Source organism: Dyella sp., assembly GCF_035508675.1.
GTDB lineage: Bacteria > Pseudomonadota > Gammaproteobacteria > Xanthomonadales > Rhodanobacteraceae > Dyella_B.
The window spans coordinates 1-10,913 of sequence record NZ_DATJMN010000003.1 but is presented as its reverse complement, the minus strand read 5'-3'; the positions used below and the strand labels follow the sequence as shown (position 1 = coordinate 10,913).

Below are 10,913 nucleotides of genomic sequence, written 5' to 3'. Positions count from 1 at the left end.
GTTGGGGTTCGAATACGCTCACCACCAACCTACACGCCTCGATAGCGTGTATCTCTCGCTCGCCAGGATACGTCCCCTCCCCTGCTTGCAGGGGAGGGGGCAGATCTCCGCGAACAACCAACTTTTTGGCTTAAGTTATTGTCCCCAACCCAATTCGATTCCACCTACGCAGCGGCTTCGGTCACCTTCGTGTTCAACAAGCCCTGCAACCACTCGCCCGACAGGGTTTCTTCCTTCAACAACGCCACCGCCGCCTGCTCAAGCACGCCACGCTCTGCAGCGAGTATCGCGCGTGCCCGCACGAACGCGGCGTCCACCAATTCGCGCACCGCTTTGTCGATGGTTGCCGCCGTCTGCTCGCTATATGTGCGCCGCAGCCATTCATCGCTGCGCGTGCCGAGCAGGCTGGGCGCTTCGTTTTCGTAACTGACTTGCCCCAGTTCCGGCACCATGCCGTAGGCAAGCACCATGCTGCGCGCGATGGCGGTGGCCTTGGCCAGGTCGTCGGCGGCGCCGGTGGAGATGTCGCCCAGCACCAGCGCTTCGGCCGCGCGTCCGCCGAGCAGCACGGCCATCTTGTCGGCCAGCTCCGTGCGTGACATCAGGAAGCGATCCTCGGTCGGCCGCTGGATGGTGTAACCCAACGCCGCGACGCCACGCGGAATGATCGATACCTTCTGCACGCGATCGGCGCCGGGCAGGGCGAGCGCGACCAGTGCATGCCCCAATTCGTGGTAAGCCACGGTGCGCCGTTCCTGCGCATTGAGCACACGGCTTTTTTTCTCCAGCCCGGCAATCACGCGTTCGATCGCTTCGGTCAGATCGCGGTTTTCGATCCACATGGCATTGCGTCGCGTGGCGAGCAAGGCCGCCTCGTTGACCAGGTTGGCCAGATCCGCGCCGGTGAAACCGGTGGTGAGCGCGGCGACGGTTTCCAGCGATACGTTCGGATCGAGCTTCACCTTGCGCGTGTGCACGCCGAGTATCGCAAGCCTGCCGGCTTTGTCCGGCCGGTCGACCAGAATCTGCCGGTCGAAGCGGCCGGCGCGCAGCAGCGCCGGGTCGAGAATCTCGGGCCGGTTGGTGGCGGCCAGCAGCACCACGCCACTGCTTGCATCGAAGCCATCCAGTTCGGTGAGCAGTTGATTGAGCGTTTGTTCTTTTTCGTCCTGGCCGCCGCTTACCGGCATCGCTCCGCGCGCACGGCCCAGGGCATCCAGTTCGTCGATGAAGATGATGCACGGCGCATGCGCGCGTGCCTGCTCGAACAGATCGCGCACGCGTGCGGCGCCGACGCCGACGAACAATTCCACGAATTCCGAGCCGCTGATCGAAAAGAATGGCACGCCCGCTTCGCCGGCCACCGCGCGCGCGAGCAAGGTCTTGCCGGTACCGGGCGGGCCGACCAGCAGCACGCCTTTGGGTACGTGCGCGCCGAGCCGGCCGTAGCCTTGCGGATCTTTCAGAAAGGCGATGATTTCCTTCAGCTCTTCCTTGGCCTCGTCCACGCCTGCCACGTCGGCGAACGTGGTGGAGATGGCGCGCTCCATGAAAATGCGCGCCTTGCTTTTGCCGATGGCCATCATGCCGCCCGCGCCGGTGTTGTTGACCATCTGTCGTGACAGGAACAGCCACAGTGCCACCATTGCCAGGATCGGCAGCATCCAGGTGAAGACTTTTTCAAACAGGCCAGGCGGCGCTTCCTGCTGGAACGTCACCTTGGCATCGGTCAGTTCGCGGGCGATGTCCGGTGCGACGCGCTCGGTGATGAAATGCTGTGGTTTTCCGTTCGCGCCTGATTTCTTGTACGTGCCTTCGATCGTGTGATCCGAAAGCGTGACATCCGCGATCTCGCCCGATTTGAGCGAGGTTTCGAACTGGCTGTAGGGAATGATCTCGGTGGATTGGCGCGTGGCGTAGAAGTTCTGGAACGTCACGATCAGCGCAAGTACGGCGAGCGCATACCACAGGCTGATGTAGAGCGGCGGGCGACGGTCCGGCATGGCTCAGCGTCCATGCAGCGGCGAGGCATGATCCGCCGGTGCAAGCACCTCGCGCCAGCGTTCGGCGATCGACAGCTTGGCCACAAAGCGGTTGAGCTGCACCGCGTAATGGTCATGCACAAGATCGCTGCGGCGCACGGCGAGGGTGGCTACCGGCGCCTTGCCATCCAGGTCGCTCATGTCGTGAAAGGCGGTGTCGTAACCGCGGCCGCCATAGGTGCAAAAATATGCCGTAGGCGGCAGCTGGTGCGCGGCGTCGCACAGAAAGCGCCGCATCGGACAGGCGGCGCGCCCGGCCCATACCGGCGTGCCGAGCAAGATCAGGTCGTAGTGGGACGGATCGATGCATAGCGGTTCGATCGGCGGCAGCACGCCGCGGGAGGCATTCCATAGTGCGCGCATGTAACCGCTCCAACCCGTGCATGGTTGCCGTTCCTGGATGGCCACGACGTCGGCGCCGAGTTCCTTGACGAGCTCTCCCGCCAGCGTGCGGGTGGCATGCGTCCGGCTGTAGTAGATGATCAGTTTGCGGCTCATGCTGGCTGCCTCCTGCCATGGATCGTGGCTGGCATGGTCGCGCGCCGTTCGACGGTGCAGCTTGATCGTGATCAAGCGCGGAATGGGTTGCCCGTCTGCGTGAATAATTTGGCTGAACTTGATCCAGATCAAGTTCACGTCATGGCAACACATGACACTGCAAAGTCATGGTCGCAAAGGTTCAAGCCATGGCGTTTGCCGGTGATGTGTCTGATTTCTATATTGTTCTGCTCCAATTCGCATCGATCGAACGCAAGCAATGGCTGATCTGCGCAAGGCCGGCTTCCCACTGTCTGGCCGTGCATGAAGATCGGACCGCTGCCATCGCACATGCCCGCCGGATGGCGGAATACCGCGTCGCAGCCGGCAAGGCGGCGCAGGTTCACATGCAGAACGAGGATGGCCGCTCCTGGAAAACGGTCTGGTGTTCTGCAGGCGGCGTGCCAAAGCACCCTTAGATTCGCCGTGCGCAGAGCCGCTTCGGTGACATGGATCAAGCCACGGCAACCGGCACTTTCTACAGTGGGAGGACGGTATTCATCCGTGTCATCGAGGAGGTAGTTCCATGCGTTCCTATCAACGTCTTGCTTACGTATCCTTGGCCGCGCTGACCGTTGGATTGGGTGGATGCCAGGGTTACGTCAAAAAAGCCGATTTCGATTCGGCCATCAGCGAGCTGCGCGCCAACCAGCAGAAACAGCAGCAGGAAATCGACAACCTGACCCAGCAGATGCAGCAACGTTTCGCGCAATACGACGCGAAGATCGCGCAGTTGAACGGACGCATCCAGGTCGACTCGGTATCGCACTTCGCCTTCAACGATGCCACGCTGCGCGATCAAGACAAGCCCATGCTCGATGACTTTGCCAAGATCATGTCCAAGAATTATCCGCAGGCCGTTGTCACGGTAGAAGGCTTTGCCGATAACGCGGGCAGCTCGGCATACAACGTGCGGCTGGGGCGCGAACGCGCCAATGCCGTGCGCGATTACCTGGTGAAGACCGGTGGCATGTCGGCGGATCAGGTGCGCACGGTCAGCTACGGCAAGGCGCTCAATCGCCAGGTAGCGAAAGGCAAATCCGGCGATGAGGGCGAACCCAACCGCCGCGTGACGCTGGTGGTGGATTTCGCCGGCACCCAGGCCCAGGCCCAAGCGGCGCCGCAAGGGCAAGGGTGATGCAACTGCTCGCCACGATGCGTTCCCTCCTCTGCGAAGCAGCTGGCGTAGGTGGGTAGTGAACGCATGCGAACCCCAAGGTTGCCATGCGGATGGCAACCTTGGGGTTCGGCGTTGCCTCACCGCCAACCTGGGAGGCTCCGCGCACGATCTTAAGCCCTTGACTGAAAAGGCCACGCCCGGCCTCCCGGCAAGTTACACGGAAACTCGACAGCGACACGGATAAGGTCGCTCGGACCGCCTGTATCGGGGGCTATGCCCTGCATGCGATGCCGTGTATGGCATGCAGGAATCTATGGCCGGCGACGCGCCGGGGTATGTCAAGCGAGCATGGGAATCAATGCTGATATGGACAGCACTGGAACGACTGGCCACACCATGGCGTGGGTAACTCGAACGGTTCACCAGATCGGCGAGCAATGCCAGGACGCGTCGGCGCCGGTGAGCGTGGTCATACCGTGCTTTCGATGTGCGCACACCATCGAGCAAGCCGTGAGTTCCGTGGCCGCCCAAACATGCCGGCCGGCCGAAGTGCTGTTGATCGACGACGGCAGCGGCGACGGCACGCTGAGGTGCCTGACGGATGTCGCGCGCCGTTATCCGGCAGCCTGGGTCAAGGTTCTGGCGCTGCCGGAGAACCGCGGTCCGGCTGCGGCGCGCAACCATGGCTGGGCGCATGCTTCCCAGCCCTGGGTGGCGTTCCTGGATGCCGACGACAGTTGGCATCCGCTGAAACTCCAACTGCAACTGCAGGCCGTGCAGGGCGATGCGCACATCGCACTGATCGCCCACGACATGAACGTGCAGCCGCGCGGCGCACCCGCGCCAGCCGTGCGTTATCCCGTGCAATGCCGGGGGTTGCCGCCACGCCTGTCCTTGTGGCGCCGTTCCTTCCCGACCGCTTCGGTGATGCTGCGTCGCGATCTGCCGTTTCGCTTCGACGAGAAGCGTCGGCGTGGCGAAGACTTCCTGCTATGGGCGCAGATCCTGCTGTCCGGTTATCGCTGCGCGCGGCTCGACCAGGTGCTGGCGTCCTGGCACAAGCCGCCCTTTGGCGTGGGCGGACTCAGCGGCGATCTGCGCGCGATGTATCGCGCCGCGGTCGATGTGCGCAATACCTTGCATGCACAGGGCTTGTTGAGCAGAGGCCAGTTGTACGCCGCGCACGCGGTGGGTTATGCGCGCCACCTGCGGCGCTGCCTGCTCACCGTGGCGCGTCGTCGGGTCCATGCAGGGCGGCACGCTTGACGGCGGGGGACACATCCATGGCTTCGATCATCGATCCGATGGTTTGCGAGCAATCCCCGCTGCCGCTCGCGCTGTGCATGCGCACTGATCCGCGCGGGGTCGATTTTTCTGCGCTCGATGCGTTGGCGAAAGATCAGGCGTCGCTCGACCCGGTGTCGATGGCCGATCTGCTGCGCAATGGTTTCGTCTATCCGCCGCACTCGGCTTATCACAACGTCAAGCTGGCTTTTTCCGGCGGCTATCCGGTGGTAGGGAGCTTCGACGATCCGGCGCTGCATGCTCCCCTGCAAGCGTGGACGCCCGCGTCCAGGCCCTCCCGCGCTGACCGCGACGGCCAAGCGCTGGTGCAGGCCTATCACGAGTTGCTCGGCGCGGCGGTGGCGCGCACGACCGCGTCCATGCAACGGCCATGGTTGCTGCAAAGCGGCGGCAAGGATTCCACCTCGCTGGCAATCGCGGTGGCCGATGTGCGGCCGGACGTTATCTGCATCACCTATCTCGGCGGGCGCGAGGAAAACGAGCTGCCGTCGGCGCAATGGGTGGCCCGTCATCTCGGCCTGCGTCACGAAACGCTGGTGTGCGATCCCGGCCGGGCGTATGACCGCTACCTGGCGTGCGTGCCGCGCATTCCCTTGTTGACGGCGGATTTCGCCATGCTGTCGTATGTCGACCTGGTCACCGAGGTGTGCGGCCGCGGCGGCGACGGCGTGATCGACGCGCTCGGCTCCGACGGGTATTTCGGCATGCCGGGCCGCTGGCGCCATCAGGTGATCCGCGTGCTGGCGCAGCAATGGCCGCTTCCGGCCGGCTTGTTTCATCTATGGGGCGTGCGCAGTAGCTTCCGCGTGTGCTATGCGTTGAGCATCCTGCAGATGAGCGCTTTCGAACGTTTTTTCCCCGGTTCGCGCTTCAGCGACCAGGAAGTCGATGCGCTTCTGGGCGAGCCGGTGGCCGCGCATTCGCGGCAGCGCTTGAGCGTGTTCCTACCCGCGATCCAGGCGGCCCGCACGGTAGCCGACCGCCGTCGCGTCGCCGCGGCGATCGTCGAGGCGGCGAGCTTCGGCAAAGGGCTCTATACCACCCACGCGCTGGCCGTGCCGCTCGCGTATCCGTATTGCGACTTGCGGTTCGGCCAATGGCTCATGCGCGAGGTGCCGGACGATTATCTGGTCGGGCCGGACGGCACCAACAAGGTGCTGGTGCGCAAACACATCGCGCGATCGTTCTTGAACCTGCCTTACGTCAAGAAGAAAGGTTGCTTCCGCTTCGACGTGTGCGGGCTTGCGCGCTTGCGTTTCGATTGCGTGCGCCAGTTCGCCGCCGATGCCGCCGCGCTGGGCCTGTTGCCCGGCGCACCGGCGTGGCTGGATGCGCACCGTGCGCATCTGGACAACAAATACTTCGCCTCGAAGTTCTACTTGCTAGCGGTGATGCTGCCGTGGCTGTTGCACCGCGCGCAACAGCCTGCGGCCGTCGTGCAAGGCGCGGCCGTCTGTTCGTAGGCTTGGTTTTTCATCCGAGCCTACGAACCGGTCTCCGTCACGCCGTGGTAAATCTCTTCCTCTTGCGCAAAATGCAGCCGCAGGATCGCATCTAGCCCATACAGCACCCGTTGCAGGTCCTGCACGGTTTCCGTTGGTATGTGGCTTGGCGGAAGGTCCTCCGTCATTTGCTGGAACAAGTGTCCCAGGCGAAGAATCTCGCGATGTGTGCGGCTCAGGGGCGCCAGCGGATCGTCGCCGCCCAGCATGCGTTCCAGCCGTGGATACAAGGCGGTTTCATCTTCGCGTTCGTGCGGAAACAGCTTGCTTCTCAACAAGCCATCGAGTTCGGCCAATTCGGTGTGGAGCGCCGCTTCCGTCAGCATGGGCAGGCGATCGGCGCAGGCGCGAATGCGATCGAGCACAGGGCCGAGTTCGTGATGCTCCGCCGCCAGGCGCGAGCTCTCGGCGGCATCGAGCCGCTGCGCCGTGCCGGCCAAGCCGGTTCGCAATGCCCGCAGCGCATTGAGGATCACCGCTACGTCGATGCCTTCCTGCAACATCGCGCCCGCCACCGGCGGGAGATAACCCAGCGCGGCGCATGCCATCGCAAGCAATGACAGGCCCATGCCGGCCAATACGCTCTCGGTGGCGATCCTCTTTGTGCGGCGGGCGATGACGAGCGCTTCGGCCAAGCGATCCAGGCGGTCGACCAGCAGCACCACGCCGGCTGCTTCCGATGCCGCCGCCGCACCGCGGGCACCCATCGCAACGCCTACATCGGCCGCGGCCAATGCAGGCGCATCGTTGATGCCGTCGCCGACCATGATGGTGATGCCGGAGTGCTTGGCTGCCTTGATGGCATCGAGTTTGTCGCCCGGCGCCTGGTCGGCCATCACCTCGTCGACGCCCAGCGCTTCGCCGATGGTTTCGGCGATGTCACGCTGATCTCCCGTCAGCATCACGATGCGCCGTATGCCCGTGCGCCGCAGCAGCCGGATGGCGCGCGGCGTATCCAGCCGGATCTCGTCGCCGAGCAGCAAGGCGCCTGCCATGCTGCCATTCACGGCCACGAATACACCCGTCGCACCTTCGCGGCGCATCCGTTTGCGCAATCGTTCGGCCCAGTCTGCGCTTGCGGCTACCCGGGTGACGAACGCGTAACTGCCCACGGCGATGTGCTGTCCTTCGACCACGCCGGCCACGCCGGCGCCGTGTTCTTCCCGCACCGCCGTGGGCTTGGCCAGGACAAGCTGGCGCTGCCGCGCAAACGAGACGATGGCTTCGGCCAGCACGTGCTGCGACATCTGTTCGAGCGAGGCCGCCATGCGCAGCCATTCATCGGCGCCGATTCCGTTGGCGTTGACCTTGTCGGCATGGTCCGGGCCGGCAACGTCGATGGCCGTCACGCGCGCATGTCCAGCCGTCAGCGTGCCGGTCTTGTCGAAAAAGAGCGCCGCGCCTTGTGCAAGCTGCTCCAGCACACCGCCCCCTTTGACCAGCACGCCGCGCGATGCGCAACGCGACATGCCGGAAACCAGCGCGACCGGCACGGCAAGAATGAGCGGGCAGGGCGTGGCGACCACCAGCACCGCCAGCGCGCGCATGGGATCGCCCGATAGCGCCCACGCCGCCGCCGCGAGCGCGAGCGTCAGCGGCAGAAACAGCAACGCGTAACGATCAGCCATACGCGCCGAGGGCGCTTTCGTTTGCTGCGCGCGCTCGACCAGCCGAACAATGCCGGCAAAGCTGCTATCGGCGGCGGCGGTGGTCGCCAGCAGATCAAATGGCCCGGCTGCATTGAGCACGCCGCTGCGCACTGTCTCGCCCCGGGCGCGTCGTGTCGGCAACGATTCGCCGGTCAAGGCCGACTCGTCCAATACCGCCGTCCCGGATTCGATCCGGCCGTCCACGGGTACCACCTCGCCACCGCGGATCAGCAAGCGGTCGCCCGGCAATACCTTGGCAATGGGCACTTGCACCAGTTGATCGCCCTGGTACGTGTTTGCCGATGTCGGTGCGCGGCTGAGCAGTGCCGACATTTCGCGCTTGGCCCGGCCTTCGGCGTAGTCTTCCAACACGCGGCCGCTTGCAAACATGAGTGCGATGATGGCCGCAGCGAGCGTTTCGTCCAGGGCGATCGCACCGGCCATGGCAAGCAGGGCGATGACGTCGACACCGGCGTCGCGATGCCACAGTTGGATGATGATGGAAACAAGCAGCGAGACTGCCACCGGAATGGCGCCGGCGATCCATAGCACGCCGGAAAGCGCGCCATGGCCGGAGAAGCGCGCGATCAGGCCAGCGAGCAGTGCCAAAGCGCAGAAGCAAGCCAGGGAGCGGTGGATCGAGTGGGACAATGTCATGCCTTCACCCATGCCTCCATCCGCCGTTGCATGAGCCGGGATGACATCCCGGCATGCGCTGCGCCATCGATGCGGGTCTCACTCCACGCTACGCATGCGTGCCATCGAATGCTTGGCGCGACCCCGGCGAAGGTCGCGCCGATCATGACGTCGGTTGCGGCCACGCATCACGCCGGAAGATGGCTGCGAAGCTCGGCCGGGGATAGCGTCATCAGGTCGTTGCCGAGTTCGCTCACCACGCGCTTGAGGGTCTGCTCGTCCATGCACTCGTGCAGGGTGCCGAGAAAGCGCGGCGGTGCAATCAGCACCAGATCGTCGTAAAGGTCTTGCAGGCGACCGTGCTGCACGACGTTGCTCAAGGTATCGGCAAACTCCTTGGCATGCTTGTCCTTCAGCGTGGTTTTCGGCTCGATCGCGTGGCGCGACGCACCCATGCTTTCATGGGTGCGTGGCAGGCGTCCGTGCATCGGATGGCAGCCGGGCGCGCGGCCGTTGGGATGCGTGTAGCACGCTATCTCGGTCAGGTTTGTACCTTTTCCAGCCAGTTCGAACAGGCGAGCCTTGGCGGCATCGGCGACCAGTACCCAGGTTTTTCTCGACATGGTGACACTCCCGCTATTCGTTTTTGCAAGGACGCCGATTCAGCGTAGGCCGGCGGCGCGGGAAGCACTTGATAGCCATCAACAAAGGCGATCTTTACTGTGCAAAAAACGCTTGCCGAATTGATCTGGATCAACTGCGCCAAGCCGCCAGGCGTTTACGCTGAGCAACGACCCAGGCATGGGTGCGTGGGTCCCCCCCAATGAACCGTACGGAGGATATTCACCATGGCCAACCTTACCCGCTGGAGTCCATTCAAAACGCTTTCCCGTCTGGAACAATCGCCGTTCGAAGATTTCTTCAACGGTTTGCACCTGCGTCCGCGCTGGTCGGAACTGGAGACGCCGGACATGCGCATCGACGTGACCGAGAACGACCGCAGCTATGCCGTCAAGGCGGAAATACCCGGCGTCAACAAGGATGACATCGACGTATCGATCGAAGGCAACCAGGTATCGATCAGCGCCGAGGTCAAGCGCGAAACCAAGAAGAAGGAAGACGATCGGGACATCTGCACCGAGCGCTATTACGGCCAGGTCTACCGCTCATTCAGCCTGCCCAACGAAGTGGACAACACCAAGGCAAGCGCGCATTACGAGAACGGCGTGCTCACACTCGATCTGCCGAAGAAAGGCAACGGCCACGGGCGCAAGCTGACGGTGAGTTGAGTTGTTGCGGTGCAGGCCCTTGCAAGCTGGCGGTTCGCCCTGGAGTTGATCCGGGACGAACCCCGCCAACGCGCTCCAATAATGGACTGCGTCCCCAGGACGGGTAAGATGCCTGCATGCTCCCCCATGCCATCCCGATCAAACGCTACCCCGAATTACGCCTGGCCGCCCGGCACCTGCCTGACAACGCCACTGTGACGCCGGCGGAGGCGCTTGCCCTGTACGAGCGCGAGGCGCGCAGCTTGGACCTGCAGCGCATGGCGCCCGATGAGCAGGCGCTACTGAACGATCTCATCAGGGACGTAGGTCATGGCGTTTTTAACGGCTGACCGACCGCACCATCAGCGCATCATGAAGGTGCTGGCCGCCTTCAACCCCGATGCGCTCGCCGAGCGGTCCTGCTAATGGCGTCATCGATCACAACCAGTCGATATTTATGTATTTTATAGTTTCAATTGAAGTTCGAAAGTCCTCAACTGACACATTTATGCAAGCCGATTCGCAATACTGACGTTTTTAAGGTGGTGATCGTCAAGCGATTTAAGCCCCAATGCTCCGAACTTATGGCCTTCGGCGATGCTATTTCAGCGCAGATTCGTCATTCAGGCGAACGCCGAGGCGCTTTACAACAGCAAAGCTTGGCAATCCAGTGAACAATGTCGTGCGAAGCACACAATAGAAAGGCTTTGTGTGCTTCGCACAGTGTATTTAAACTGGATTCCGGCGTTCGCCGGAATGACGGGCATGGGGTCTCTGGAAGCTGAAACATCCTTAAGTTCGGAGCATTGGGGCTAGGGTGGGGTGCGAGCGCAGCGAGTAGCAGGAGCCCCATT

10 protein-coding genes are annotated in these 10,913 nt (G+C 63.2%); 6 read left to right on the top strand and 4 right to left on the bottom strand.

The window, feature by feature from the left end:
- Positions 1 to 164: 164 nt before the first annotated feature.
- Together ftsH and VMA74_RS00125 are read right to left on the bottom strand one after the other, a co-directional pair.
- Positions 165 to 2,003 carry an ATP-dependent zinc metalloprotease FtsH gene (gene ftsH / locus VMA74_RS00130; protein ID WP_325363586.1) on the bottom strand — a complete coding sequence of 613 codons (1,839 nt, stop codon included), beginning with the start codon at positions 2,001 to 2,003 and terminating at the stop codon, positions 165 to 167.
- A 3-nt stretch (positions 2,004 to 2,006) separates the two neighbouring features.
- On the bottom strand, positions 2,007 to 2,540 hold the full coding sequence (locus tag VMA74_RS00125; RefSeq protein ID WP_325363584.1) for a hypothetical protein: 534 nt from the start codon (positions 2,538 to 2,540) through the stop codon (positions 2,007 to 2,009).
- Positions 2,541 to 2,707: 167 nt separating this feature from the next.
- Between VMA74_RS00125 and VMA74_RS00120 the strand changes: the two genes are divergently transcribed.
- The 4 genes from VMA74_RS00120 to VMA74_RS00105 all read left to right on the top strand — a co-directional run bounded on the left by VMA74_RS00120 (position 2,708) and on the right by VMA74_RS00105 (position 6,467).
- Complete coding sequence (locus tag VMA74_RS00120; RefSeq protein ID WP_325363582.1) at positions 2,708 to 2,998, top strand: hypothetical protein; 291 nt, start codon at positions 2,708 to 2,710, stop codon at positions 2,996 to 2,998.
- A gap of 107 nt (positions 2,999 to 3,105) precedes the next feature.
- Positions 3,106 to 3,717: an OmpA family protein gene (locus VMA74_RS00115; protein WP_325363580.1), complete on the top strand. Its 612-nt coding sequence runs from the start codon at positions 3,106 to 3,108 to the stop codon at positions 3,715 to 3,717.
- Between the two features lie 378 nt (positions 3,718 to 4,095).
- Positions 4,096 to 4,965 (top strand): glycosyltransferase family 2 protein, encoded by an 870-nt coding sequence (locus VMA74_RS00110; RefSeq protein ID WP_325363578.1) that lies wholly within the window; start codon positions 4,096 to 4,098, stop codon positions 4,963 to 4,965.
- A gap of 17 nt (positions 4,966 to 4,982) precedes the next feature.
- Positions 4,983 to 6,467, top strand: coding sequence for an asparagine synthase-related protein (locus tag VMA74_RS00105; protein WP_325363576.1), 1,485 nt, complete (start codon positions 4,983 to 4,985; stop codon positions 6,465 to 6,467).
- Positions 6,468 to 6,487: 20 nt separating this feature from the next.
- Here VMA74_RS00105 and VMA74_RS00100 read toward each other — a convergent pair whose 3' ends face one another.
- Together VMA74_RS00100 and VMA74_RS00095 are read right to left on the bottom strand one after the other, a co-directional pair.
- Entirely contained in the window at positions 6,488 to 8,812 is a 2,325-nt protein-coding gene (locus tag VMA74_RS00100; protein ID WP_325363574.1) for a heavy metal translocating P-type ATPase, read from the bottom strand.
- Positions 8,813 to 8,979: 167 nt separating this feature from the next.
- Entirely contained in the window at positions 8,980 to 9,414 is a 435-nt protein-coding gene (locus tag VMA74_RS00095; RefSeq protein WP_325363572.1) for a host attachment protein, read from the bottom strand.
- 225 nt (positions 9,415 to 9,639) lie between these two features.
- Here VMA74_RS00095 and VMA74_RS00090 point away from each other — a divergent pair, with 225 nt between their 5' ends.
- Complete coding sequence (locus VMA74_RS00090) at positions 9,640 to 10,080, top strand: Hsp20/alpha crystallin family protein (RefSeq protein WP_325363570.1); 441 nt, start codon at positions 9,640 to 9,642, stop codon at positions 10,078 to 10,080.
- Positions 10,081 to 10,196: 116 nt separating this feature from the next.
- Positions 10,197 to 10,409 carry a hypothetical protein gene (locus VMA74_RS00085; protein WP_325363569.1) on the top strand — a complete coding sequence of 71 codons (213 nt, stop codon included), beginning with the start codon at positions 10,197 to 10,199 and terminating at the stop codon, positions 10,407 to 10,409.
- Positions 10,410 to 10,913: the final 504 nt, after the last annotated feature.

What these genes read in the sequence shown, in the direction of transcription:
- ftsH (WP_325363586.1), bottom strand. Translation starts at nt 2,003, where the DNA reads ATGCCGGACCGTCGCCCGCCGCTCTACATCAGCCTGTGGTATGCGCTC.
- VMA74_RS00125 (WP_325363584.1), bottom strand. Translation starts at nt 2,540, where the DNA reads ATGAGCCGCAAACTGATCATCTACTACAGCCGGACGCATGCCACCCGC.
- VMA74_RS00120 (WP_325363582.1), top strand. Translation starts at nt 2,708, where the DNA reads ATGGTCGCAAAGGTTCAAGCCATGGCGTTTGCCGGTGATGTGTCTGAT.
- VMA74_RS00115 (WP_325363580.1), top strand. Translation starts at nt 3,106, where the DNA reads ATGCGTTCCTATCAACGTCTTGCTTACGTATCCTTGGCCGCGCTGACC.
- VMA74_RS00110 (WP_325363578.1), top strand. Translation starts at nt 4,096, where the DNA reads ATGGCGTGGGTAACTCGAACGGTTCACCAGATCGGCGAGCAATGCCAG.
- VMA74_RS00105 (WP_325363576.1), top strand. Translation starts at nt 4,983, where the DNA reads ATGGCTTCGATCATCGATCCGATGGTTTGCGAGCAATCCCCGCTGCCG.
- VMA74_RS00100 (WP_325363574.1), bottom strand. Translation starts at nt 8,812, where the DNA reads ATGACATTGTCCCACTCGATCCACCGCTCCCTGGCTTGCTTCTGCGCT.
- VMA74_RS00095 (WP_325363572.1), bottom strand. Translation starts at nt 9,414, where the DNA reads ATGTCGAGAAAAACCTGGGTACTGGTCGCCGATGCCGCCAAGGCTCGC.
- VMA74_RS00090 (WP_325363570.1), top strand. Translation starts at nt 9,640, where the DNA reads ATGGCCAACCTTACCCGCTGGAGTCCATTCAAAACGCTTTCCCGTCTG.
- VMA74_RS00085 (WP_325363569.1), top strand. Translation starts at nt 10,197, where the DNA reads ATGCTCCCCCATGCCATCCCGATCAAACGCTACCCCGAATTACGCCTG.